This is a genomic window from Streptomyces sp. NPDC030820, assembly GCF_055572075.1.
Map to the genome: position 1 here is coordinate 375,316 of NZ_JBVIEB010000002.1, position 22,800 is coordinate 398,115.

19 protein-coding genes and 2 pseudogenes are annotated in these 22,800 nt (G+C 71.1%); 12 read left to right on the top strand and 9 right to left on the bottom strand.

Going from position 1 to position 22,800, the window contains the following annotated elements; genetic code table 11:
• The first annotated feature begins 143 nt into the window (after window positions 1-143).
• A complete protein-coding gene (locus ACZ418_RS06315; RefSeq protein WP_468357724.1) occupies window positions 144-1,073 on the top strand; it encodes a DeoR/GlpR family DNA-binding transcription regulator in 930 nt (309 codons plus the stop codon).
• Between the two features lie 194 nt (window positions 1,074-1,267).
• Here ACZ418_RS06315 and ACZ418_RS06320 read toward each other — a convergent pair whose 3' ends face one another.
• The gene (locus tag ACZ418_RS06320) at window positions 1,268-3,040 is read right to left on the bottom strand and encodes an acetyl/propionyl/methylcrotonyl-CoA carboxylase subunit alpha (RefSeq protein WP_468357727.1); all 1,773 of its coding nucleotides are present in this window, start codon (window positions 3,038-3,040) and stop codon (window positions 1,268-1,270) included.
• 365 nt (window positions 3,041-3,405) lie between these two features.
• Between ACZ418_RS06320 and ACZ418_RS06325 the strand changes: the two are divergent.
• A pseudogene (locus ACZ418_RS06325) lies at window positions 3,406-3,897 on the top strand (hypothetical protein); the annotation flags it as partial.
• Between the two features lie 64 nt (window positions 3,898-3,961).
• Here ACZ418_RS06325 and ACZ418_RS06330 read toward each other — a convergent pair.
• From ACZ418_RS06330 to ACZ418_RS06345, 4 genes are all read right to left on the bottom strand, one after another.
• Window positions 3,962-4,594, bottom strand: coding sequence for a Maf family protein (locus tag ACZ418_RS06330; protein ID WP_468357730.1), 633 nt, complete (start codon window positions 4,592-4,594; stop codon window positions 3,962-3,964).
• A gap of 32 nt (window positions 4,595-4,626) precedes the next feature.
• Window positions 4,627-4,755: a morphogenic membrane protein MmpB gene (gene mmpB, locus ACZ418_RS06335; RefSeq protein ID WP_468357733.1), complete on the bottom strand. Its 129-nt coding sequence runs from the start codon at window positions 4,753-4,755 to the stop codon at window positions 4,627-4,629.
• A gap of 110 nt (window positions 4,756-4,865) precedes the next feature.
• Window positions 4,866-5,075 (bottom strand): acyl-CoA carboxylase epsilon subunit, encoded by a 210-nt coding sequence (locus ACZ418_RS06340; RefSeq protein WP_468357736.1) that lies wholly within the window; start codon window positions 5,073-5,075, stop codon window positions 4,866-4,868.
• 9 nt (window positions 5,076-5,084) lie between these two features.
• Entirely contained in the window at window positions 5,085-6,677 is a 1,593-nt protein-coding gene (locus tag ACZ418_RS06345; RefSeq protein WP_468357738.1) for an acyl-CoA carboxylase subunit beta, read from the bottom strand.
• A 111-nt stretch (window positions 6,678-6,788) separates the two neighbouring features.
• Between ACZ418_RS06345 and ACZ418_RS06350 the strand changes: the two genes are divergently transcribed.
• Both ACZ418_RS06350 and ACZ418_RS06355 read left to right on the top strand, forming a co-directional pair.
• A complete protein-coding gene (locus tag ACZ418_RS06350) occupies window positions 6,789-7,649 on the top strand; it encodes a biotin--[acetyl-CoA-carboxylase] ligase (RefSeq protein ID WP_468357741.1) in 861 nt (286 codons plus the stop codon).
• 527 nt (window positions 7,650-8,176) lie between these two features.
• Window positions 8,177-9,283: an adenylate/guanylate cyclase domain-containing protein gene (locus ACZ418_RS06355; RefSeq protein ID WP_468357744.1), complete on the top strand. Its 1,107-nt coding sequence runs from the start codon at window positions 8,177-8,179 to the stop codon at window positions 9,281-9,283.
• 14 nt (window positions 9,284-9,297) lie between these two features.
• Here ACZ418_RS06355 and ACZ418_RS06360 read toward each other — a convergent pair whose 3' ends face one another.
• Window positions 9,298-9,924 (bottom strand): hypothetical protein, encoded by a 627-nt coding sequence (locus ACZ418_RS06360; RefSeq protein ID WP_468357747.1) that lies wholly within the window; start codon window positions 9,922-9,924, stop codon window positions 9,298-9,300.
• A gap of 209 nt (window positions 9,925-10,133) precedes the next feature.
• On the opposite strand from ACZ418_RS06360, the gene ACZ418_RS06365 reads away from it, so the two are divergent.
• The 3 genes from ACZ418_RS06365 to hutH all read left to right on the top strand — a co-directional run bounded on the left by ACZ418_RS06365 (window position 10,134) and on the right by hutH (window position 13,794).
• Window positions 10,134-10,928 carry an enoyl-CoA hydratase/isomerase family protein gene (locus ACZ418_RS06365; protein ID WP_468357750.1) on the top strand — a complete coding sequence of 265 codons (795 nt, stop codon included), beginning with the start codon at window positions 10,134-10,136 and terminating at the stop codon, window positions 10,926-10,928.
• A gap of 93 nt (window positions 10,929-11,021) precedes the next feature.
• Entirely contained in the window at window positions 11,022-12,167 is a 1,146-nt protein-coding gene (locus tag ACZ418_RS06370; RefSeq protein ID WP_468357753.1) for a GGDEF domain-containing protein, read from the top strand.
• 88 nt (window positions 12,168-12,255) lie between these two features.
• A complete protein-coding gene (hutH, locus tag ACZ418_RS06375) occupies window positions 12,256-13,794 on the top strand; it encodes a histidine ammonia-lyase (protein ID WP_468358889.1) in 1,539 nt (512 codons plus the stop codon).
• Window positions 13,795-13,844: 50 nt separating this feature from the next.
• Here the strand turns inward: hutH and ACZ418_RS06380 are convergent, their stop codons facing one another.
• Both ACZ418_RS06380 and ACZ418_RS06385 read right to left on the bottom strand, forming a co-directional pair.
• Window positions 13,845-14,621, bottom strand: coding sequence for a hypothetical protein (locus ACZ418_RS06380; RefSeq protein WP_468357756.1), 777 nt, complete (start codon window positions 14,619-14,621; stop codon window positions 13,845-13,847).
• A gap of 42 nt (window positions 14,622-14,663) precedes the next feature.
• A complete protein-coding gene (locus ACZ418_RS06385) occupies window positions 14,664-14,987 on the bottom strand; it encodes an LPXTG cell wall anchor domain-containing protein (RefSeq protein WP_468357759.1) in 324 nt (107 codons plus the stop codon).
• A gap of 109 nt (window positions 14,988-15,096) precedes the next feature.
• Between ACZ418_RS06385 and ACZ418_RS06390 the strand changes: the two genes are divergently transcribed.
• The 5 genes and pseudogenes from ACZ418_RS06390 to ACZ418_RS06410 all read left to right on the top strand — a co-directional run bounded on the left by ACZ418_RS06390 (window position 15,097) and on the right by ACZ418_RS06410 (window position 21,742).
• Window positions 15,097-15,441: a hypothetical protein gene (locus tag ACZ418_RS06390; RefSeq protein WP_468357762.1), complete on the top strand. Its 345-nt coding sequence runs from the start codon at window positions 15,097-15,099 to the stop codon at window positions 15,439-15,441.
• Window positions 15,442-15,671: 230 nt separating this feature from the next.
• Window positions 15,672-16,919, top strand: a complete 1,248-nt coding sequence (locus tag ACZ418_RS06395) for a L,D-transpeptidase (RefSeq protein WP_468357765.1) — start codon at window positions 15,672-15,674, stop codon at window positions 16,917-16,919.
• A 104-nt stretch (window positions 16,920-17,023) separates the two neighbouring features.
• Window positions 17,024-17,458 (top strand): annotated as a pseudogene (locus ACZ418_RS06400) (FtsX-like permease family protein); the annotation flags it as partial.
• A gap of 59 nt (window positions 17,459-17,517) precedes the next feature.
• Window positions 17,518-18,201 carry an ABC transporter ATP-binding protein gene (locus ACZ418_RS06405; RefSeq protein ID WP_468357768.1) on the top strand — a complete coding sequence of 228 codons (684 nt, stop codon included), beginning with the start codon at window positions 17,518-17,520 and terminating at the stop codon, window positions 18,199-18,201.
• A 301-nt stretch (window positions 18,202-18,502) separates the two neighbouring features.
• Window positions 18,503-21,742 carry a S8 family peptidase gene (locus tag ACZ418_RS06410; protein WP_468357771.1) on the top strand — a complete coding sequence of 1,080 codons (3,240 nt, stop codon included), beginning with the start codon at window positions 18,503-18,505 and terminating at the stop codon, window positions 21,740-21,742.
• 100 nt (window positions 21,743-21,842) lie between these two features.
• On the opposite strand, the gene ACZ418_RS06415 is transcribed toward ACZ418_RS06410, so the two are convergent.
• The gene (locus tag ACZ418_RS06415; protein ID WP_468357774.1) at window positions 21,843-22,754 is read right to left on the bottom strand and encodes a helix-turn-helix domain-containing protein; all 912 of its coding nucleotides are present in this window, start codon (window positions 22,752-22,754) and stop codon (window positions 21,843-21,845) included.
• Window positions 22,755-22,800: the final 46 nt, after the last annotated feature.

Here is a 22,800-nt window from a genome sequence, read left to right on the forward strand (position 1 = left end):
GTCACGGGGAGTTGCCGCGTTTGCGTACGGCATAGTCAGGGCGGGTAGGTCCTATACCACTTCCCGCCCTGCCATGCGAACAACTTCGTTTATTCGGCGCAAACTGCTGAAAGCAGACGGTCGCTGGGGTTACTGTCAGTTTCGTGTTCGCTGCTGAACGTCGCCAATTGATCCTCGAAATGGTGCGAGCGAACGGTGCGGTGTCGCTCCGTGAACTCGCCCGCGTCGTCCAGACCTCCGAAGTGACCGTACGGCGGGACGTGCGGGCACTGGAGGCAGAAGGACTCCTCGACCGCCGGCACGGCGGTGCGGTACTGCCGGGCGGGTTCACGCGAGAGTCCGGCTTTCCGCAGAAGTCCCATCTCGCGACCGCCGAGAAGACGGCCATCGCCGACCTCGCGGCGGGCCTCGTCGAAGAGGGCGAGGCCATCGTGGTCGGGGCCGGTACGACCACACAGGAGCTGGCCCGCCGGCTCGCCCGGGTGCCCGGGCTGACCGTCGTCACCAACTCCCTGCTGGTGGCTCAGGCGCTGGCCCATGCCAACCGGGTGGAGGTCGTGATGACCGGCGGCACCCTGCGCGGCTCCAACTACGCCCTCGTCGGCTCCGGAGCCGAGCAGTCCCTGCAGGGGCTGCGGGTGTCCAAGGCCTTCCTGTCGGGGAGCGGGCTCACCGCCGAGCGCGGTCTGTCCACGTCCAACATGCTCTCGGCGTCCGTCGACCGGGCCCTCGTCCAGGCCGCCGCGGAGGTCGTGGTCCTCGCCGACCACACCAAGCTCGGCACGGACACGATGTTCCAGACCGTGCCGACGGATCTCATCACGCGCCTGGTCACCGACGAGCCGCCGACCCACGACGACCGCGCCGCCACCGAGTTGCAGGCGCTCGCCGACCAGGGGGTGCAGATCGCCGTGGCGGGGGCTAACGGAGCCCCTCCGGGGGGTGAGCAGGCCCCGGCGCGGCGAGCCCCACTGCCGGGGCCGCGCAGGGGCATGGCGCTCCGCTCGGGGGCGGGGTTCGGGGAGCCGACGGGTCCTGATCGGGGGCGCGTTGCCGATTTGCGGCGGCGCTGAGGGAGCCTGACCGCCGTAGGGATTGTGGTTCCGTCGGCGGGTGCGGGGTGCGTCGTGGTTGTTCACCCATGCGGCGGAGCCGCATGTCAAACAGCCCCGCGCCCCCGGGGCGCTGCAGCTCGCCCGCGTCGAAAGCGGAACGCCCGGCAGGCCAACCGAGGTTGGTCCACCGGGCGCCACTGTGCAGACTGGCGTCAGTCCTTGATCTCGCAGATCGCCGCGCCGGACGTGACGGACGCGCCGACCTCCGCGCTCAGGCCCTTGATGGTGCCCGCCTTGTGCGCGTTGAGGGGCTGTTCCATCTTCATGGCCTCCAGGACGACGACCAGGTCGCCCTCCTTGACCTCCTGCCCCTCCTCGACCGCGACCTTGACGATCGTGCCCTGCATCGGGGAGGCGAGGGTGTCGCCGGAGGCGACGGGGCCGGACTTCTTGGCCGCGCGGCGCTTCGGCTTGGCGCCGGCCGCGAGGCCGGTGCGGGCCAGGGACATGCCGAGGGAGACCGGGAGGGAGACCTCCAGGCGCTTGCCGCCGACCTCGACGACGACCGTCTCGCGGCCCGCCTCCTCCTCGGCCTCGGCCTCGGCAGGAGCGGCGAACGGCTTGATCTCGTTGACGAACTCGGTCTCGATCCAGCGGGTGTGGACCGTGAACGGGTCGGTGGAGCCGGTCAGCTCGGGCGCGAACGCAGGGTCCCTGACCACCGTGCGGTGGAAGGGGATCGCCGTGGCCATGCCCTCGACCTGGAACTCGTCCAGGGCGCGCGCGGCCCGCTGAAGGGCCTCCTTGCGGGTGCGGCCCGTGACGATCAGCTTGGCCAGCAGGGAGTCCCACGCCGGGCCGATCACACTGCCGGACTCCACGCCCGCGTCCAGCCGGACACCGGGGCCGGACGGGGCGTCGAACCGGGTGACCGTGCCGGGGGCCGGGAGGAAGTTACGGCCCGGGTCCTCGCCGTTGATGCGGAACTCGAAGGAGTGGCCCCGCAGTGCCGGGTCGTCGTAGCCCAGCTCCTCGCCGTCGGCGATGCGGAACATCTCGCGGACCAGGTCGATGCCGGCGACCTCCTCGGTGACCGGGTGCTCGACCTGGAGGCGGGTGTTGACCTCCAGGAAGGAGATCGTGCCGTCCTGGCCGACCAGGAACTCACAGGTGCCCGCGCCGACGTAGCCGGCCTCCTTCAGGATGGCCTTGGAGGCGCGGTACAGCTCGGCGACCTGCTCGTCCGAGAGGAACGGCGCGGGGGCCTCCTCGACCAGCTTCTGGTGGCGGCGCTGCAGCGAGCAGTCACGCGTGGAGACGACGACCACGTTGCCGTGCTGGTCCGCCAGGCACTGGGTCTCCACGTGGCGCGGGCGGTCCAGGTAGCGCTCGACGAAGCACTCGCCGCGGCCGAAGGCGGCGACCGCCTCGCGGACCGCCGACTCGTACAGCTCCGGCACCTCTTCGAGGGTGCGGGCGACCTTCAGGCCGCGGCCGCCGCCACCGAAGGCGGCCTTGATCGCGATCGGCAGGCCGTGCTGCTCGGCGAAGGCCACGACCTCCTCGGCACCGCTCACCGGGTCCGGGGTGCCGGCCACCAGCGGGGCGCCGGCGCGCTGCGCGATGTGCCGGGCGGCGACCTTGTCACCCAGGTCGCGGATGGCCTGCGGCGGCGGGCCGATCCAGATCAGGCCGGCGTCCAGCACCGCCTGGGCGAAGTCGGCGTTCTCCGAGAGGAAGCCGTACCCCGGGTGGATGGCGTCCGCGCCGGACTCGCGCGCCGCGTTCAGTACCTTCTCGATGTCCAGATAGCTGGTTGCCGGGGTGTCACCGCCCAGGGCAAACGCCTCATCCGCGGCGCGGACATGCAGAGCGTCCCGGTCCGGGTCGGCGTAGACGGCCACGCTCGCGATCCCGGCGTCCCGGCAGGCCCGGGCCACGCGGACAGCGATTTCGCCACGGTTGGCGATGAGCACCTTGCGCACGATTGAGGCTCCCTCCTTGAAACAAGCCGAGTTTAGGGACTGCCGACACGGCACTTCGACCCGTCCCCAATGGTGAGCTTGCCCACACGGAGCGTGATTCGAGGCTCGCTCGACCGGCGAAAAGCCTTGTCGCACCCCGGTACGCAGGACTCCTCCGGAAAACCCTAGCCCCGTCATGTGGTCAAGGTCTCTGTGAGGGCGTGCTGCGGCCCACTCTGTTTCTTTGTCGAGTCCCTACGAATGGCCCAATGATTCTTTGCTGCCGCGCGAACCCTTGTCCCGGGGTTTACCCGTTAGTAGCGTGCGCGATGGCTCGAACGTACCTGTGGTAACAGTCAGCGCGGCTTGAGAGTGGGTGGGGACCGGTGGTGCGCAGACCGGTGGCGTGGATCGTGGCGATCGTCCTTCTGGCGGAGGCGGTCTTCGTCGCGGCGCTGAACTGGTTCCTCGGCGTGGTCGTCGACCGGCAGAAGATGTCCCTGGCCGGCCTCGATCCGCACATGATGTCGGTGTCCTCGAAGATCGGCGGGCTCGTCTTCGGCCTCTACTTCGCGCTGTGCGCGCTGGTGGCCGTCCTGGTCGCGATACGCGACCGGGCCCCCGCGGGCTTCGGCCGCGTCCTGCTGATCAGCGTGGCGGTCGTGCACGGCCTCCTGGGCGCCTTCACCTGGGGCCTGGTCGGCTGGACGGCGTTCCTGTTCATGGTGGCGGTGCTCGGCCTCGTCGTCCTGCTCCTGATGACGTACGACCGTGACGGCGGCGCGGAGCCGGGTGCGGCCGGGGGCGATGCGGGCGAGGGCGGCGACCCGAAGGCCGAGGCCGAGCCGGTCACGGCTCCGGGCGCGGCCGTCTCGCCGGCCCCGCACGCGGACGAGCCGCAGGACGGGGACGACGAGCCGCAGGACTCCGTGCCCGCCCAGATCACTCTTCCGGTGACCACAACTCCGTGATGACGACGCCCAGTTCGGCCAGCAGCTTGCGCACCAGGGGCAGGCTGATGCCGATCACATTGCCGTGGTCGCCCTGGATGCCCTCGATGAACGGCGCCGAGCGGCCGTCCAGGGTGAAGGCCCCGGCGACGTAGAGGGGTTCCCCTGAGGCCACGTACGCCGCGATCTCCTCGTCGCTGGGCTCACCGAAGAAGACCACGGTGGAGGCGGTGCCGGAGACGTACCGCTTGGCCTCGGTGTCCCAGATGCAGTGGCCCGTCTGGAGGGTCCCGGCACGCCCGCGCATCGCCTTCCAGCGGGCGGTCGCCTCCTCGGCGTCGGCGGGCTTGCCCAGGGCCTGCCCGTCCAGCTCCAGCACCGAGTCGCAGCCGATCACCAGGGCGCCCTGCACCTCCGGCTTCGCCGCCACGACCGAGGCCTTCGCCTCGGCCAGGGCGAGTGCCAGCTCCGCGGGGGTGGGTGCGGTGAGGGCGTCCTCGTCGACGCCGCTGACGATCACCTCGGGGTCGAGGCCGGCCTGGCGGAGGAGGCCGAGGCGGGCGGGGGACTTCGAGGCGAGCACGAGTCGCCTGCGGCGCGTAGACCTGCGGTGCGTAGCAGTCATGCGGTCAGGTTAGTCGTGGGGTGCCGTCCGGCTCATCTCAGGCCGATGACCAGCATCGCCAGGATCATGGCCACGGCCATGAGAAAGCCGAGCCGCCGGAGCATGTCATGCGCTTCGCGCATGTCCTTCGGCGGTTCGTCTTCCGGGTCTGACCACAGCATGCCACCAGCGTGGGGCTGGGCCGGGGGAGGTGCCTGAGTAGGCGTACTCAAATCGGCACCCGGTGTTGTTCTCCTGTGCGCGGTTCCCCGCGCCCCTGAGTTGACACCCCTCAGCTCGGCCAGTAGGTGCGAGTCCATGACGCCGGCCCCGGCTTGGGCAGGTGGGCGGCGGCGATTCTGCTCGGGTCGGACCACGCGTCCTTCGGGCCCTTCGCGCCGGGCGGTGTCGCTGCTGCCGCCGCGGCGCGGGCGCGGACCACCGCCAGAGCGGCGGCCAGCTCCTCCGGGGTCGGGTTGCCCCGTACGACTCTGATCGTCACAGCGGCTCCTTAGAGGGGGATGTTGCCGTGCTTCTTCGGAGGCAGGGATTCCCGCTTCGTGCGCAGCTGACGCAGGCCGCGGACGATGTGGGCGCGGGTGTCGGACGGCATGATCACCGCGTCGATGTAGCCGCGCTCGGCCGCGACGTAGGGGTTGAGGAGGGTGTCCTCGTACTCCTGGATCAGCCGGGCCCGGGTGGCCTCACCCTGTCCGGCGGACTCCGCCTCGGCGATGGTGCGTCGGTGCAGGATGTTGACCGCGCCCTGGGCCCCCATGACGGCGATCTGGGCGGTGGGCCAGGCCAGGTTCAGGTCGGCGCCCAGGTGCTTGGAGCCCATGACGTCGTACGCGCCGCCGAAGGCCTTGCGGGTGATGACCGTGATGAGCGGGACGGTGGCCTCGGCGTAGGCGTAGATCAGCTTGGCGCCGCGCCGGATGATGCCGGTGTGCTCCTGGTCGACGCCGGGGAGGAACCCGGGTACGTCGACGAAGGTGAGCACGGGGATGTTGAAGGCGTCGCACGTGCGGACGAAACGGGCCGCCTTCTCGGACGCGTCGATGTCCAGGCAGCCGGCGAACTGCATCGGCTGGTTGGCGACCACGCCCACCGGGTGACCCTCGACCCGGCCGAAGCCGGTGAGGATGTTCGGCGCGAACAGCGACTGGGTCTCGAAGAACTCGCCGTCGTCCAGAACGTGTTCGATCACCGTGTGCATGTCGTACGGCTGGTTCGCACTGTCCGGGACGACGGTGTCCAGCTCGCGGTCCTCGTCGTTGATCGCGAGGTCCGCCTCCTCCGGGAAGACCGGGGGCTCGGAGAGGTTGTTGGACGGCAGGTACGACAGCAGCTGCTTGACGTACTCGATGGCGTCCTTCTCGTCCCCGGCCATGTGGTGGGCCACACCGGAGGCGGTGTTGTGGGTGCGGGCGCCGCCCAGCTGCTCGAAGCCGACGTCCTCGCCGGTGACGGTCTTGATGACGTCCGGGCCGGTGATGAACATGTGCGAGGTCTGGTCGACCATGACCGTGAAGTCGGTGATCGCCGGGGAGTACACCGCGCCGCCCGCGCACGGGCCGACGACCAGCGAGATCTGCGGGATGACGCCGCTGGCGTGGGTGTTGCGGCGGAAGATCTCGCCGTAGGCGCCGAGGGAGGCCACGCCTTCCTGGATGCGGGCGCCGCCGGAGTCGTTGATGCCGATGACCGGGCAGCCGGTCTTCAGCGCGAAGTCCATCACCTTGACGATCTTCTGGCCGTAGACCTCGCCGAGGGCGCCGCCGAAGACGGTGAAGTCCTGCGAGAAGACGGCCACGGGGCGGCCGTCGACGGTGCCGTAGCCGGTGACGACGCCGTCGCCGTAGGGGCGGTTCTTCTCCAGACCGAAGTTCGTGGACCGGTGCCGGGCGAACTCGTCCAGCTCGACGAAGGAGCCCTCGTCGAGCAGCAGTTCGATCCGCTCACGGGCCGTCAGCTTGCCCTTCGCGTGCTGTTTTTCGACGGCGCGTTCCGAGCCGGCGTGCGTCGCCTCGTGGATGCGGCGCTGCAGATCCGCGAGCTTGCCCGCGGTCGTGTGGATATCGATCTCTTCCGGCTCGGACATCGGGATCGCGGCTCCCTGCCTGCTCAAAAGGGGGGACGGTTACTCATCCGTAGAGTAGTGCTGGGCCTGTGGGTCGGCAGTGCGGCGTTTCCCACACCTAGGGTGACTTGCATGACGCCGCACAATGCATCAGATGACAGCCGCTGGTCCGACCTGGACCGTCCGCCCCTGAACGCCGCGGCACTGCGGCGCGCGCTGGTCCGCGAGGGGAGCCTGTACAGCGCCGTGGACGTGGTGCAGCGCACCGGTTCCACCAACGCCGACCTGGTCGCCCGGGCCGCCGCCGGGAAGGCCGACGAGGGGGCGGTGCTGGTGGCGGAGGAGCAGACGGCCGGCAAGGGGCGCCTGGACCGCCGGTGGACTGCGCCGGCGCGCTCGGGCCTGTTCTTCTCCGTGTTCCTGCGGCCCACTGAGGTGCCCGTGGCCCGGTGGGGCTGGCTGCCGCTGCTCACCGGTGTCGCCGTGGCGACCGGGCTGTCCCGGGCGGCGGGCGTGGACACGGCCCTGAAGTGGCCGAACGACCTGCTGGTGACCGTGGCGGGCGAGGAGCGCAAAGCGGGGGGCATCCTCGCCGAGCGGGCCGGCGAGGACGGTGTGGTCATCGGCGTCGGCATCAACGTCACCCTGCGGGCGGAGGAACTGCCGGTGCCGCAGGCGGGGTCGCTGGCGCTGGCGGGCGCGGTGAGCACGGACCGGGATCCGCTGCTGCGGGCGGTGCTGCGGGCGCTGGAGGACTGGTACGGGCGGTGGCGGGGTGCGGGGGGTGACCCTGCGGTGAGTGGTCTTCAGGAGACGTACGCGGCAGGTTGCGCGACGCTGGGGCGCACCGTGCGGGCCGAGCTGCCGGGGGAGCGGTCCGTTGTGGGCGAGGCGGTGGCCGTCGACGGGGACGGCCGTCTTGTCATCGCTACGGAGGCGGGGGTGCAGGAGCCTGTGGGGGCGGGGGACATCGTGCATCTGCGGCCTGCGTGAGCCTGCGGCGCATCTGCGGGCTGGGTGGGGGTGCGTGTGGCGTGTCTGCGGGCTGGGTGGGGGTGCCTGTGGCGTGTCTGCGGGCTGGGTGGGGGTGCCTGCGGCGCCTCTGCGGCTGGGTGGGGTGCGTGTAGCGCCGAGGGCCGTTTTGGGGTCGGGCCGCGCCGGGGGGGTGTCCGTCCTCGGAACGGCGCGGAATCGGTCGGCCGAACAGGTTCCGGTGTTGACGCGCCAACCGCTGCGGGCGGACACCCCCCGAACGGGCAGCGCCCCGCAAGGGGCGCGGGGAACTGCGCGATCAGCCACGGTGGACCGGTGCTCGGCGACGGCGGGGGGTGCCCCGGACCTGCTCCGATGCGGGGGTCGGGGGGCGCAGCCCCCGGGGTGGCCGGCACCAACGCCGGGAAGCGCAACCGGTACCGGGAAGTGAACCGTCGGCCAAACCCAACGGAGTGAGCTGGCGCACACCTGCCGTAGAGTTGAGGCCGGTCGATACCTGACCGCGACAGATCGGAAGGGCAGCAGGCGTGACCGTCGACGACACGGGCTCCGGTGCGGGCGCGGACGCCGCCGACCCCGGCGAGGACCCGCTGGCCCTGCGCCTCGAACAGCTCATCCTGGGCGCCGAGCGCCGCTACACGCCGTTCCAGGCGGCCCGCAGTGCCGGTGTCTCCATGGAGCTGGCGTCCCGGTTCTGGCGGGCGATGGGGTTCGCGGACATAGGGCAGGCCAAGGCGTTGACGGAGGCCGACGTACTGGCTCTGCGCCGCCTTGCCGGTCTCGTCGAGGCGGGGCTGCTCAGCGAGGCCATGGCGGTGCAGGTGGCCCGGTCCACCGGGCAGACCACCGCCCGGTTGGCCGAGTGGCAGATGGATTCCTTCCTGGAGGGCCTGACCGAGCCGCCCGAGCCCGGCATGACCCGCACCGAGGTGACGTACCCGATCGTCGAGCTGCTCCTGCCCGAGCTGGAGGAGTTCCTGGTCTATGTGTGGCGGCGGCAGCTCGCCGCCTCGGCCGGGCGTGTCGTGCAGTCGGCCGATGACGAGGAGATGGTCGACCGTCGGCTCGCCGTCGGCTTCGCCGATCTGGTGGGGTTCACGCGGCTGACCCGCCGGATGGAGGAGGAGGAGCTGGGCGAGCTGGTCGAGGCCTTCGAGACCACCGCCGCCGACCTGGTGGCCGCGCGCGGCGGCCGGCTCATCAAGACCCTCGGCGACGAGGTGCTGTACGCGGCGGACGACTCCGGTACGGCCGCGGACATCGCGCTGCGCCTGGTCGAGACGCTGGCGAACGACGAGACGATGCCCGAGCTGCGGGTCGGCATGGCGTTCGGCACGGTCACCACGCGTATGGGTGATGTGTTCGGCACGACGGTGAACCTCGCCTCCCGGCTGACGTCGATAGCGCCCCGGGACGCCGTGCTGGTGGACAGCGCCTTCGCCGAGGAGCTGATCCGCACCGGCGAGGCTCCCGCCTCCGAGGCCGCGGCGGCCGAGGCCGCGGCGGCCGCCGAGAAGGAGGGCGAGGAGCCGCCGAAGTACCGCTTCGCGCTCCAGCCGATGTGGCAGCGCCCGGTGCGTGGCCTCGGCGTGGTGGAGCCCTGGCTGCTCACCCGTCGCGACGGCCAGGCGTAGGCGCCCGGACCTCCTCAGCGGACGTCCACACACAGGCCGAGCACCGGTACGCACAGCCCGCCCGGGCCCGGGGCAGGGGTGCTGCTGGGGCTGGGCGCCGGGGTGGCCGGCGCGGGCGCGGCGGTCGTGGGGGCCGGACGCGGGGCGGACGTCGTCGCCGAGGGCCCCGGTGTGGTGCCGGAGGTGGAGCCCGGAGCGGTCGGGAGGGCGGTCGCGGTCGGTGCGGTGGTGCGTCCCGCTGCACTCGGCGGCACCGGACGGGTGGCCGTGGCGGTGCCGGTCGGCGCGAGGCTTCTGCCGCCCATGACGGAGGTCGCGGAGGGCAGTGCCGTGGGGCCGACGGCGACCGTCGCGACGGTGTTCGCCCCGTGGTCCGTGGCGCCGCCGCCCGCGCCGACGCGCGGCTCGGCGTCCGCCGTGCCCGGGGCGCCGACGCCCGACTCCGGCGAGACCCGGACCAGGCTGAGCACGCCCGCCGCCAGGGCGAGTCCGCCGGCGGCCAGCAGCACCTTGCGCGGGCGCGGTTTGCGGTGCCGACCGCGCCGTACGCCGGACGCACCGGCCGGCTCGCCGCGCTCTTCCGGGTCCCGGCCCTCTTCCGTCTCTGCCGTACGGGCCTGGGCACGTATCGGTGCTGCCATGGTTCCCCTCCCCGGTTCCCCTCCCGGCCGCGCCCCGGGCGTGCCGTGGCGGACGCACGCTATGCGGTCCTGTGGGTGATGTGGGGTGAGAAGGCCGGGATGTCACTCGAACGGGCGTAGCCCCCTGCACTTTCCCGGGATCGGGTACGGCTGCGATGATCGGGCCGACAATGCGTTAACCGGGGTTAACACGTGAGCCGGAGGATGCCATGAGCGAGGAGCGGTTCGGGGAGTTCGTGCTGGTGCGGCGGCACGGGCAGGTCGCGGAGCTGGTCATGGACCGGCCCAAGGCCATGAACGCCGTCTCGACGGAGATGGCCCGCTCCCTCACCGCCGCCTGCACGGCGCTGGCCGGCGACCGGGACGCGCGCGTGGTGGTCCTGACCTCGACCCATGAGCGTGCGTTCTGTGTCGGCGCGGACCTGAAGGAGCGGAACTCCTTCAGCGACGCGGATCTGCTGCGGCAGCGGCCGCTGACGCGCGGTGCGTACACCGGGGTGCTGGAGCTGCCGATGCCGACCATCGCGGCGGTGCACGGGTTCGCGCTGGGCGGGGGTTTCGAACTGGCCCTGTCCTGCGACCTGATCGTGGCCGACCGTACGGCGGTGGTGGGGCTGCCGGAGGTGTCCGTGGGCGTGATTCCCGGGGGTGGCGGTACGCAGCTGCTGCCGCGGCGGGTCGGGGCGGCCCGGGCTGCCGAGCTGATCTTCTCCGCGCGGCGGGTGGAGGCGGCCGAGGCGGCCGAGCTGGGGCTGGTCGACCGGGTCGTGGACGAGGGCCGCGACCGCGAGGAGGCCCTGGCGCTGGCCGCCGCCATCGCCGGCAACTCACCGGTCGGCCTGCGGGCCGCCAAGCGCGCGCTGCGGCTGGGGTACGGTCTGGACCTCCGGACGGGCCTGGAGGTCGAGGACGCCGCGTGGCGTGCGGTGGCCTTCTCGGGGGACCGGGCGGAAGGCGTGGCGGCCTTCAACGAGAAGCGCAAGCCGGAGTGGCCGGGCGAGTGAGCGCCCTGTGCCGAGGCGCCCCGCACGGGGCGCGGGGAACTCGATCGCCCTATCAATGTCCCGATTACCCCAAATCATCCCTAACCTGGAGTAATGGGCGAGGATAGGCGGCTAGCCGCAGTCGTGGCGCTGGCGCAGGGGATGGCGGCGGCGCACACCCCGCGGGACTCGTGGCAGGCCGCCGCGCTCGGCGCCTGCCGGGCGCTGGACGGCAGCTTCGCCGCGCTGTCGGTGTGGGAGCGCGAGCTGGGCCGGCTGCGGGTTCTCGTGAACGTGGGGGACCGGCGCCCGGACGAGGAGGAGTTTCCCGAGTCCGAGGCCTACCCGGTGCACCAGTTCCCGGAGATCACCGAGTTCCTGCACGAACGCTGGGCCGGCGGGGGCGGACCGAACGCGTGGGTGGAGACGGCCGAGGGGACCGCCGCCGGCACCCCCGGGTACTTCCATCGGCGTGTCGCCGCCCTGCGCCGCCGCGGACGCGGATGCTGTGTCGTCGCGCCCGTCCTGCTGCACGGCAGGGCCTGGGGCGAGTTGTACGTCGCCCGGCCCGTCAAGGCCCCCGTGTTCGACCGGGCCGACTCCGACTTCGCGACCGTGCTGGCCGCCGTCGTCGCCGCCGGGCTCGCGCAGACCGAGCGGCTGGAGGAGGCCCGCCGGCTCGCGTACACCGACGCCCTCACCGGACTGGCCAACCGCCGGGCCGTGGACGTGCGTCTGGAGGAGGCGGTCGAGCGGCACCGTACGGAGGGCGTGGTCGTCAGCCTCGTCGTCTGCGATCTCAACGGGCTGAAGCGGGTCAACGACACCCTCGGGCATGCCGTCGGCGACCGGCTCCTGGAGCGTTTCGGCTCGGTGCTCTCGCTGTGTGGCGCCATGGTGCCGGGCACGCTGGTCGCGCGGCTCGGCGGGGACGAGTTCTGTCTGCTGGCCGTGGGGCCGCCCGCCGATGATGTGGTCAAAGCCGCCGATGAACTGTGCCGCAGGGCAGGGGAGTTGGAGCTGGGGGAAGGGGTGGCGTGCGGGGTCGCCTCGACCGAGGACCCGATCGGGGAGGTGTGTGACGCACGGCGGTTGTTCCGGCTCGCCGACGCCGCCCAGTACCGGGCCAAGGCCCTGCGCGCCGACCGGCCAGTGGTGGCGGGCCGGGACGGGCCTCAGGATCCGGTCGTACGGCTGGCCGACGAGCCGCCGCACGTGTCGCCCGCCGAACGGCGCCGGTTCCGGGGACGCCGGCCGTGAGGCGAAGCCCACACGGATCGGTAAGGGTCGCTCCCGTACTCCACTAGTGACATCCCCGCATTCAATGCGTACGCTCCTGAATATGGATATGCACACTGTGGTGGTGGGGACGTCGGGTGTCACGGCGTCCGACGTGCTCGCCGTGGCGCGCGGCGGGGCCCGCGTGGAGCTGTCGGCTCAGGCGGTGGCGGCCCTGGCGGCGGCCCGCGAGATCGTGGACGCGCTGGCGGCCAAGCCGGACCCGGTCTACGGCGTCTCCACCGGCTTCGGCGCCCTGGCGACCCGGCACATCAGCCAGGAACTGCGCGCCCAGCTGCAGCGCAACATCGTCCGCTCGCACGCCGCCGGCATGGGTCCGCGGGTCGAGCGCGAGGTCGTACGGGCCCTGATGTTCCTGCGGCTGAAGACCGTCTGCTCCGGCCACACCGGCGTCCGGCCCGAGGTCGCGCAGACCATGGCCGACGTGCTGAACGCCGGGATCACCCCGGTCGTGCACGAGTACGGCTCCCTCGGCTGCTCCGGCGACCTGGCCCCGCTGTCCCACTGCGCCCTGGCCCTCATGGGCGAGGGGGACGCGGAAGGACCCGACGGCACCGTCCGTCCCGCCGGTGAGCTGCTCGCCGAGCACGGGATCAAGCCGGTCGAGCTGCGCGAGAAGGAGGGACTGGCCCTCCTCAACGGCACCGACGGCATGCTCGGCATGCTGATCATGGCCCTCGCCGACCTCGACACCCTCTACAAGTCCGCCGACGTCACCGCCGCCCTCAGCCTGGAGGCGCTGCTCGGGACGGACAAGGTGCTCGCCCCCGAGCTGCACGCCATCCGGCCGCACCCGGGGCAGGGCGCCTCCGCCGCCAACATGCTGGCGGTACTGAAGGGTTCGCAGCTCACCGGGCACCACCAGGACGACGCCCCGCGCGTCCAGGACGCCTACTCCGTGCGCTGCGCCCCGCAGGTCGCCGGTGCCGGGCGCGACACCATGGCGCACGCCCGGCTGGTCGCCGAGCGGGAGCTGGCCTCCGCCGTCGACAACCCGGTCGTGCTGCCCGACGGTCGCGTGGAGTCCAACGGCAACTTCCACGGCGCGCCGGTGGCCTACGTCCTGGACTTCCTCGCCGTCGCCGCCGCCGACCTCGGCTCCATCGCCGAGCGCCGCACCGACCGGCTGCTCGACAAGAACCGCAGCCACGGTCTTCCGCCGTTCCTCGCCGACGACGCGGGTGTCGACTCCGGCCTGATGATCGCCCAGTACACGCAGGCCGCCCTGGTCAGCGAGATGAAGCGGCTCGCCGTACCGGCCTCCGCGGACTCCATCCCGTCCTCCGCCATGCAGGAGGACCACGTGTCCATGGGCTGGTCGGCCGCGCGCAAGCTGCGCGCCGCCGTGGACAACCTGACCCGGATCATCGCCATCGAGCTGTACGCGGCGACCCGCGCCATCGAGCTGCGCGAGGGTCTCACCCCGGCGCCCGCCTCCCAGGCGGTGATCGAGGCCGTGCGCGCCGCCGGTGTGCAGGGTCCGGGCCCGGACCGGTTCCTGGCGCCCGACCTGGCCGCCGCCGACTCGTTCGTGCGGGACGGCCGGCTCGTCACCGCGGTGGAGACCGTCACCGGCCCGCTGCAGTAACGTCTCCGCACGAGAACAGGGCCCTGCCGGTGCAGGGCCCTGTTCTCGTGTCACTTCAGCTTGGCCTGCTGGGCTTTGACGACCTCCGGCGACACCGTGTAGGCCTTCTTGGCCATCACCGCGCCGATGTTCATCGTGGGGTACGACGCCAGGGTGGTCCCGTGCCGGACGACCTCGACGTGCATGACGCCCTCGTCGCCGTCGGACTCGCTGGTCGCCGCGAAGGCCACCGAACCGTCGCCCCCGCCCGAGGACTTCTCCTCGGCGATCTTGGTGATCTGCTGCGCGTCACCGGCCGGCTTGGCGTCGAAACCGCCCGCGCACGCCTTCACCGCGTCGGAGACCGACCGCAGGGCCTTCTCCGCGCCGTCGCCGTCGTAGGACGACAGGGTCACCACGGTGACGTCCAGGTCCATCGACTTCTTCAGCGCGTCCTCGAACTTCCCGTCGGCCAGGTCGTCCATCGAGGTCGCGTCGTCCGTCGGGTCCTTCTTGTTCTCCGTGGCCTCGCGGCTGGTCTGCGCCGCCGCGTCGCCCGGCGGCTGACCGAACAGGGCGTAGGCCACCGGCCGGCACTTGGCGTCGGCGACCTTCAGGGTGCTCCTGGACGGGAGGCCCCCCTTGACCGCCTCCACCTTGAAGCCCGGCACCTCGCCCCCGGCGATGATCAGCTTCTTCAACTCCGCGGCGCCCAGCGCCTTCGCGGGCCTGCCGGAGCCCTTCGCGTCTCCGCCCGAATCCCCGCCGGAACAGCCCGTGACAAGGGCGAACGACAGCGCGCCCACAGCTGCGGCGGCGCACAGCCGTACGCCCGATGATCTCTTCATGGCCGAACCATGTGCGGCCAGTCAAGGATTCGTCAAGGGAAATTAAAAGCCCATGCGTTCGCGGCGCACCGAATACACCACGAAGCCGGCGCCCACGCCGAGGAAGAGGGTGCCGCCGACGACGTACGGCGTGGTGTCGATGCTTCCGGTGTCGGCGAGTTGGGTGTCGTCCGCCGCCTCCCGCGCGGTCTCGGCGGTCGCCTGCGACACCGCCCTGGCCTGCTGGGTCAGGTGTGTGGTGGAGGTTTCCGTGCTCGCTCTGCCCGGGGAGTCCTGCGACGCGTGCGCGGACGGGACGAACCACAGCGCGCACAACAGGGTGCCCGCGGCGGTGGCGGTCAGCAGCGGACGGCGAGCGGATGACACGGAATATCGATCCCCTTGTGACGCTGGCGAATTGGCCGTGGGGAGCGATGTTAGTGAAAGTCGCGGGTCACAGGAAAGTCACGGGAGGTTTCAGTCGTACGCTCCCGCCATGAACGCTGAAGACACATCACGTTTTGTACGGCTTCGAGTGGAGCTGGTCCTCGAGGTGCAGGACGAGGACGCGGTCACCAAGGCCGCGCTGCGCCGGCTCGCCGCCGATCCGGAGTTGCCGACGGCGGAGCGGGGCCAGGCCGAGGCCGCTGTGACGGAAGACACCGCGGAGGCCCTGGCGTATCTCGTGGATCCGTTCGACCTGGTCAGCGAGGTGCCCGGGGTGGAGCTCCAGCAGGCGTCCTGGTCGAGTGAGCGCATCGACTACGACCCGGACTCGCCTGACTGGGAGCTGGACGAGGATGATGAGGAGGGCGACGAAGAAGAGGACGGCATCGGCTGAGCGTCATGGGGCACTCCTGACCCCGGACGGCAACCGCCGTCCGGGGTTTCGTCGTCCCAGGGGGACGCACGGACCGACTCCCGTACCGACGGCACCACCCGCGCACCGCGGACGTGGTGTGCCCCACAGATCCAACGGATGTGGAACGGGACGGCACGGCCGTAGCGTTGAGGGTTCTTGCGGGGGCTCTCGGGGTTTTCGGCGAATCGGCAACGATGGAGAAGCGTGTGATGACGGACAGCAAGCGGCGCAAGGGCCTGATGGCCGCGTCCGCACTGCTCGGTGGTGTCCTGGCCCTCACGGGCTGTTCCGGCGGCGGCAACGCCAAGGCGTCCGACCAGGGTGAATCCTCGCAGGCCCAGGCCGACGCGGCGGCGGCGAAGAAGTCCTCGCAGGCCCAGATCACGATCACGCCGAAGGACGGCTCCGACAACGCGTCGATCAACAACTCCGCCGCCGTCACGGTCAGCAAGGGCACGCTCACCGGCGTCACGATGACCACCCAGGACGGCAAGGCCGTCGCCGGTCAGCTCTCCGCCGACAGGAAGAGCTGGAAGCCCACCGTCCAGCTGCAGCGCTCCACCACCTACAAGGTCGCCGCGGCGGCCAAGGACGCCCAGGGCCGAATAGCCAACGAGAACGCCTCCTTCACCACCGTCTCCCCGGCCAACAGCTTCATAGGCACCTTCACCCCGGAGGACGGCTCCACGGTCGGTGTCGGCATGCCGGTCTCGATCAACTTCGACAAGGCGATCACCAACAAGGCGGCCGTGCAGAAGGGCGTCACGGTCACCTCCAGCAGCGGCCAGGAGGTCGCCTGCCACTGGTTCAACGCCAACCGCATGGACTGCCGCCCGGAGCAGTACTGGAAGGAAGGCTCCACCGTCACCCTGAAGCTCGCCCTCGACGGCGTCCAGGGCGCGCCCGGCATCACCGGCGTCCAGCAGAAGACGGTCACCTTCCACATCGGCCGCAACCAGGTCTCCTACGTCGACGCGAAGACCAAGCAGATGAAGGTCACGCAGGACGGCAAGGTCGTCAAGACCATCCCGATCTCCGCCGGCGCCCCCGAGCACACCACCTACGAGGGGCAGATGGTGATCTCGGAGAAGTTCAAGCAGACCCGCATGAACGGCGCGACCGTCGGCTTCAAGGACTCCGACGGCAAGGGCGAGTACGACATCAAGGACGTGCCGCACGCCATGCGCCTGACCACCTCGGGCACCTTCATCCACGGCAACTACTGGGGCGCGCCGTCCGTCTTCGGCAGCGTCAACACCAGCCACGGCTGTGTCGGCCTGCAGGACAAGAAGGGCGCGAACGACCCGAGCACCCCGGCCGCGTGGTTCTTCGAGCACTCGCTGGTCGGTGACGTCGTGGTCGTCCAGAACACCGGCGACAAGACGGTCTCCCCGGACAACGGCCTCAACGGCTGGAACATGGACTGGGCCCAGTGGAAGGCCGGTTCGGCCGTCTGACGGTTCGCGGTCCGACGATCCGCCGCACAGCTTCCCGGTGCCGCCCCTCGAGGGCGGCACCGGCGTTTCCGGGCCCTTCATGGACCGGGCCACAGCCTTCTCCGTTCCTGGTCGCGGGCCTGCTGACCTCCTCCGCGGTCTCCCGCCGCGTCCGTGAGTTCGGCACGCTCAAGGCGCTGGGCTGGAAGTCGGTCCGGGTGACCCGGCAGGTGGTCGGCGAGGCCGTCGTGGGCGGCCTGGTCGGCGGCGCCCTGGGCCTCGCGGGCGCGTACACGGTCACGGCCATCAGCCCGACCCTGCAGGCCCAGCTGGGCGGCGGCAGTGGCGGTGGCTTCGGCGGCGGGCCCGGCGGCGGCTTCGGCGGGCCCGGCCGCCAGGCGGCGAAGTCCCTCGAGGTCGCCCTCACGGCCCCCGTCAGCGTCACGACGATCGCCCTGGCGGTGGGCCTGGCGGTGGCCGGTGGCCTCATCGCGGGCGCCTTCGGCGGCTGGCGCGCATCGCGGCTCCGTCCGGCGGATGCCCTGCGCCGGGTCGAGTAGCCGAAGCCGGCTGGGCAAGCGCCCCCGAAGGCACCCCCGAACCTCACCCAGGAGCCACCATGTACGAACTCAGAAACGTCACCAAGCGCTACACCCGCGGCAAGGACACCGTCCACGCCCTCGACGGGGTCGACCTCACCATCCCCGACGGCGACCGACTCGTCATCCAGGGCCCCACCGGCGGCGGAAAATCCACCCTCCTGCAGATGCTCGGCGGACTCGACCGCCCCACCTCCGGCGAAGTCGTCCTGGACGGCACCGACCTGGCCAAGCTCAGCGAGGCCCGGCTGACACGTGTCCGCAGCGAGAACATCGGATTCGTCTTCCAGTCCTTCAACCTCATCCCCACCCTCACCGCCCAGGAGAACGTGGAGACGGCCCTCGTCCCCCTCGGCATCAAGGTCAAGGAACGCCGCGAACTCGCCGCCGACGCACTGAAGTCCGTCGGCCTCGGCGAACGCCTCTCCCACCTTCCCGGCGAAATGTCCGGAGGACAGCAGCAGCGCGTCGCCATCGCCCGGGCCGTGGTGGAGAAGCCCAAGGTGCTGCTCGCCGACGAACCCACCGGCAACCTCGACGAGGGCATGCGGGACGAGATCATGGACGTACTCGAACGCCTGTGGAAGGAGCACGGGTTGACCTTCATCGTGGTCACCCACGACTCCGCGATCGCGAAGAAGGCCCCGCGGCTGGCCACCATCCGCAAGGGCAAGATGACGGTGAAGGAGAACGCGGGCGCCTGACGGACCGTAACTCAGCTTGCAGACAGCGCACTTCGCGGCTTTGTAACGGTGTCCCGGCCACCGCGTAACAGTTTCCCGTCGCTCTTTCTTACCGTCCTCTCATCCATTGAGCCGTCTGATCACCCCCCGGCATACTGCGTCATCCGGGGGGTGACGCTTCTGCGTACGAGACCACCCCCGGCCGGGTGAACGGGGAATTCGCCCGGTACTCCATCTCCAGGGGGAGAACTTGCGCAGACAAGTGAAAAGAGCTGCTGCGGCCAGTGTGGCCACGGCCGCAGCCGTCGCCCTCGCAGCGGGTATGACCAGCCCGGCATCGGCGAAGCCCGCCGAGCGAACCCCGGCCGCCGCCTCCGCGCTCACCGCGAAGACCCATGTCACGCTCATCACCGGTGACCGCGTCGCCCTCGACGCCAAGGGCCGGATCGTCGGCCTCCAGCGGGCCAAGGGCCGCGAGCACATACCCTTCCAGGTCCGCAGGACCGCGGGCCACACGCTGGTCGTCCCGGTCGACGCGGCCCACCTGGTCGCCTCCGGCAAGCTGGACCAGCGCCTGTTCGACGTCACCGAGCTGAACAAGGCCGCCACCCGCCGGGCCCAGAAGAACGGCCTGAAGGTCATCGTCGGCTACACCGGCTCCGCCGCGGCCGCCAAGGCGGACGTTCGCGGCGCCGGCCAGCTGCGCCGGAGCCTGAGCGCCCTCAACGCCGACGCCGTGCAGACACCGGTCAAGGACACCGCCGAGCTGTGGCACGCCATCACCCACGGGGACACCACCGCCTCCGGCATCGCACACGTCTGGCTCGACGGCGTCCGCAAGGCCTCCCTCGACAAGTCCGTGCCGCAGATCGGCGCCCCGGTCGCATGGAAGGCCGGTTACACCGGCAAGGGCGTGAAGGTCGCCGTCCTGGACACCGGTGTGGACACCAGCCACCCGGACCTCAAGGACCAGGTGATCGCGTCCAAGAACTTCTCCGGCGCCGCCGACGCCACCGACCACTTCGGGCACGGCACCCACGTCGCCTCCATCGTGGCGGGCACCGGCGCCAAGTCGGGCGGCAAGTACAAGGGAGTCGCCCCGGACGCCAGGATCCTCAACGGCAAGGTCCTGGACGACACCGGCTCCGGTGACGACTCCGGCATCCTCGCCGGCATGGAGTGGGCGGCCCAGCAGGGCGCCTCCGTCGTCAACCTCAGCCTCGGCGGGTACGACAGCCCCGGCATCGACCCGCTGGAGGCCGAGGTCAACAAGCTGTCCGCCACCAAGGGCATCCTGTTCGCGATCGCCGCGGGCAACGACGGCCCCGACTCGATCGGCTCGCCGGGCAGCGCGGACGCCGCGCTCACCGTCGGCGCCGTCGACAAGAAGGACAAGCTCGCCGACTTCTCCTCCACCGGCCCGCGCCTCGGCGACTACGCCATCAAGCCCGACGTCACCGCGCCCGGCGTGGACATCACCGCCGCCGCGGCCAAGGGCAGCGTCATCGACCAGGAGGTCGGCGAGAAGCCCGAGGGCTACCTGACCATCTCCGGCACCTCCATGGCCACCCCGCACGTCGCGGGCGCCGCCGCGATCCTGAAGCAGGAGCACCCCGACTGGGGCTACGCCGAGCTGAAGGGCGCGCTGACCGGCTCCGCCAAGGGCGGCAACTACACGCCCTACCAGCAGGGTTCCGGCCGTATCGCGGTGGACAGGGCCATCGGGCAGTCCGTGATCGCCGACCCCGTGTCGGTGAGCTTCGGAATGCAGCAGTGGCCGCACACCGACGACAAGCCGGTCACCAAGAAGGTGACGTACCGCAACCTCGGCGACAAGGACGTCACGCTCAGCCTGAGCAGCACCGCCCTCGACCCCAAGGGCCACGCGGCCCCGTCGGGCTTCTTCAAGCTCGCCGCGACCAAGCTGACGATCCCCGCGCACGGCAAGGCCTCCGTCGGCCTCACCGTCAACACCAAGCTGGGCGGCACCCTCGACGGCGCCTACTCCGCGTACGTGACCGCGACCGGCGCCGGCCAGACGGTCCGCACGGCCGCCGCGGTGGAGCGCGAGGTGGAGTCGTACGACATCACGCTCAAGGTCATCGGCCGCGACGGCAAGCCGGCCCAGTTCTACAGCGCCGACCTCAGCGGTGTGGCCGGCCTGGCGAGCGGCACGGAGCTGAGCCCTTACGACAAGTCCGGCACGGTGAAGGTGCGCGCGCCCAAGGGCACGTACATCCTGAACTCCGCCGTCTTCGTGGACAAGGACGGCACCAAGGGCACCGACTGGATCGCCGAGCCGAAGCTGACCGTCTCCAAGAAGCAGACCGTCACGATCGACGCGCGCAGAGCCAAGCCGGTGGACGTCACCGTCCCGGCCGCGGGCGCGAAGCCACAGTTCGCCGCGCCGGGGTACTCCCTGACGCTCGGCGACGGCGAGTACGGCTACGGCTGGTTCCTGGACTCGTACAAGAACTTCCACACCGCCCACCTGGGCCCGCAGCTGCCCGCCGGCCAGCTGTTCCAGCAGTGGGACGGCCACTGGAGCAAGGGCACGGGCGAGGAGTACGACGTCACATCCGGCGGCCCGGTCAAGCAGCTCGCCACCGGCTACACCAAGCACTGGAAGGCGCGTGAGCTGGCCACCGTCAAGGCCCGGCTCGGTGCCGCGGCGAGCGGCAAGACCGGTTCGATCAGCGCCGTCGGCTGGCTGCCCGGCAGCTCCAGCGCCTCCTCCATCGACATCCCGCAGAAGCTGCCCGGCACCCGCACCCTGCACCTGTCCGCGGGCGGCGGGGTCCTGTGGGACCTGGACTTCAGCCAGTACGCCGGGCGCGACCAGGACGGCTTCCCGGTCCAGGACGCCGGCTACACGCTCGGCCAGTCCTCCTTCAAGGCCGGCCACAGCTACACACGGACGGTCAACACCGCCGTCTTCGGCCCGCACGTCGACAAGGACCTCGGCCTGTTCCGCAACGGCAACGAGATCTACGGTTCGCTGCCGCTGTTCGCCGACTCCGGCAGGCATGCCGGGTACTCGGAGTTCACCTCGGTGAACACCACCCTGTACCGCGACGGCACCAAGGTCGGCTCCAACGAGGACCCGCTGTTCGGCGACACGACCTTCAAGGTCCCGGCCGGTGACGCCGCGTACCGGCTGACCACCTCGGTCAAACGCTCGGCGAAGGTCGCCCAGGCCTCCTCGCGGATCGACGCGACCTGGACCTTCCGCTCCAAGAAGGTGTCCGGCACCGCCGTCCAGCTCCCGGCCTCCGTGCTGCACTACGGCGCCACGACCGGCCTGGACAGCCGGGTCACCGCCGGCAAGACGGTCACCTTCCCGGTCAGCGTCGAGGGCTCGGCCGCGGGCGGCAACCTGAAGTCCCTCGCGGTGTACGTCTCCTACGACGGCAAGACCTTCGCGAAGGTCGACGTCCGCGGCGGCAGGATCACCGTGAAGAACCCGGCGAAGGGCAAGTCCATCTCCTTCCGCTCCGAGATCACCGACAAGCAGGGCAACACGTCGGAGATCACGGTCTACGACGCGTACTTCGGCAAGTGAGCCGTAGCGCCCGCTGAATGAGCGAGGGGCACCCGGAGCACAGGCTCCGGGTGCCCCTTCGTCGTACGAATGTGTCGTTACGAACGTGTCTACGAAGGCCCTACGCCGACGGCACCGCGCGGGTCGCGTCCGTGCCCCAGCTGGCCAGGAGGCGCAGGGAGTCGGCGGACGGGGAGCCCGGCTCGGCGTGATAGGTGATCAGCGACTGCTCCGAGTCGTCCGGCAGCCGGAAGGACTCGAAGTTCAAGGAGAGATCGCCGACCAGCGGGTGGTGCAGACGCTTCACGCCATGGCTCTTCTCCTTGACGTCATGCGTCGCCCACAACCGCCGGAACTCCTCGCTCTTGACGGACAGTTCGCCGACGAGTGCCGACAGCTTCGGGTCGTCCGGGTGGCAGCCCGCGTCCATGCGCAGGGCGCAGACGATGTCGATCGCCTTCTGCTCCCAGTCGATGAACAGCTCACGGTAGTCCGGGCGCAGGAACACCAGACGCGCCCAGTTGCGCTCGCCCGCCGGCAGCTCCGCCCAGTCGCCGAAGACCGCCGCCGCCATCCGGTTCCAGGCGAGGATCTCCGAGCGGCGCCCGACGACGTACGCCGGTACGCCGTCCATCGTGTCCAGCAGCTGCCGCAGCGCGCCCCGGACCTGCTGCTGCCGTGCCGCCGGCTTCTTCTTGTGCGACTTCGGCTTGGCCAGATGCGTCAGATGCGCGTGCTCGGCGTCCGACAGCCTGAGCGCCCGGGCGATCGAGTCCAGGACCTCCGCCGAGACGTTCCGCCCGTTGCCCTGTTCCAGCCGGGTGTAGTACGCCACCGACACCCCGGCCAGCTGCGCCAGCTCCTCGCGGCGCAGCCCCGGCACCCGCCGGTGCCGTCCGAAGTCCGGCAGCCCCACGTCCTCGGGCTTGAGCCGGGCCCGCCGGCTGCGCAGGAACTCGCTCAGCTCGGCACGCCGGTCCAGCGGCCGCCCGGCGGCTGCTGCGGCTTGCGGTGCTGAGTTCCTCTGTTCCATACGTCCAGTATTCCTGGTCGTACGTGCCGGAGCCTGACCCCGCCAG

Bases quoted from the DNA above. Each gene is read 5' to 3' on its own strand.
- ACZ418_RS06415 (WP_468357774.1), bottom strand. From the start codon at position 22,754: ATGGAACAGAGGAACTCAGCACCGCAAGCCGCAGCAGCCGCCGGGCGG.
- ACZ418_RS06360 (WP_468357747.1), bottom strand. From the start codon at position 9,924: ATGGCAGCACCGATACGTGCCCAGGCCCGTACGGCAGAGACGGAAGAG.
- ACZ418_RS06405 (WP_468357768.1), top strand. From the start codon at position 17,518: ATGTACGAACTCAGAAACGTCACCAAGCGCTACACCCGCGGCAAGGAC.
- ACZ418_RS06330 (WP_468357730.1), bottom strand. From the start codon at position 4,594: ATGACTGCTACGCACCGCAGGTCTACGCGCCGCAGGCGACTCGTGCTC.
- ACZ418_RS06365 (WP_468357750.1), top strand. From the start codon at position 10,134: ATGAGCGAGGAGCGGTTCGGGGAGTTCGTGCTGGTGCGGCGGCACGGG.
- ACZ418_RS06370 (WP_468357753.1), top strand. From the start codon at position 11,022: ATGGGCGAGGATAGGCGGCTAGCCGCAGTCGTGGCGCTGGCGCAGGGG.
- ACZ418_RS06395 (WP_468357765.1), top strand. From the start codon at position 15,672: ATGACGGACAGCAAGCGGCGCAAGGGCCTGATGGCCGCGTCCGCACTG.
- hutH (WP_468358889.1), top strand. From the start codon at position 12,256: ATGCACACTGTGGTGGTGGGGACGTCGGGTGTCACGGCGTCCGACGTG.
- ACZ418_RS06390 (WP_468357762.1), top strand. From the start codon at position 15,097: ATGAACGCTGAAGACACATCACGTTTTGTACGGCTTCGAGTGGAGCTG.
- mmpB (WP_468357733.1), bottom strand. From the start codon at position 4,755: ATGCTGTGGTCAGACCCGGAAGACGAACCGCCGAAGGACATGCGCGAA.
- ACZ418_RS06380 (WP_468357756.1), bottom strand. From the start codon at position 14,621: ATGAAGAGATCATCGGGCGTACGGCTGTGCGCCGCCGCAGCTGTGGGC.
- ACZ418_RS06345 (WP_468357738.1), bottom strand. From the start codon at position 6,677: ATGTCCGAGCCGGAAGAGATCGATATCCACACGACCGCGGGCAAGCTC.
- ACZ418_RS06350 (WP_468357741.1), top strand. From the start codon at position 6,789: ATGACGCCGCACAATGCATCAGATGACAGCCGCTGGTCCGACCTGGAC.
- ACZ418_RS06410 (WP_468357771.1), top strand. From the start codon at position 18,503: ATGACCAGCCCGGCATCGGCGAAGCCCGCCGAGCGAACCCCGGCCGCC.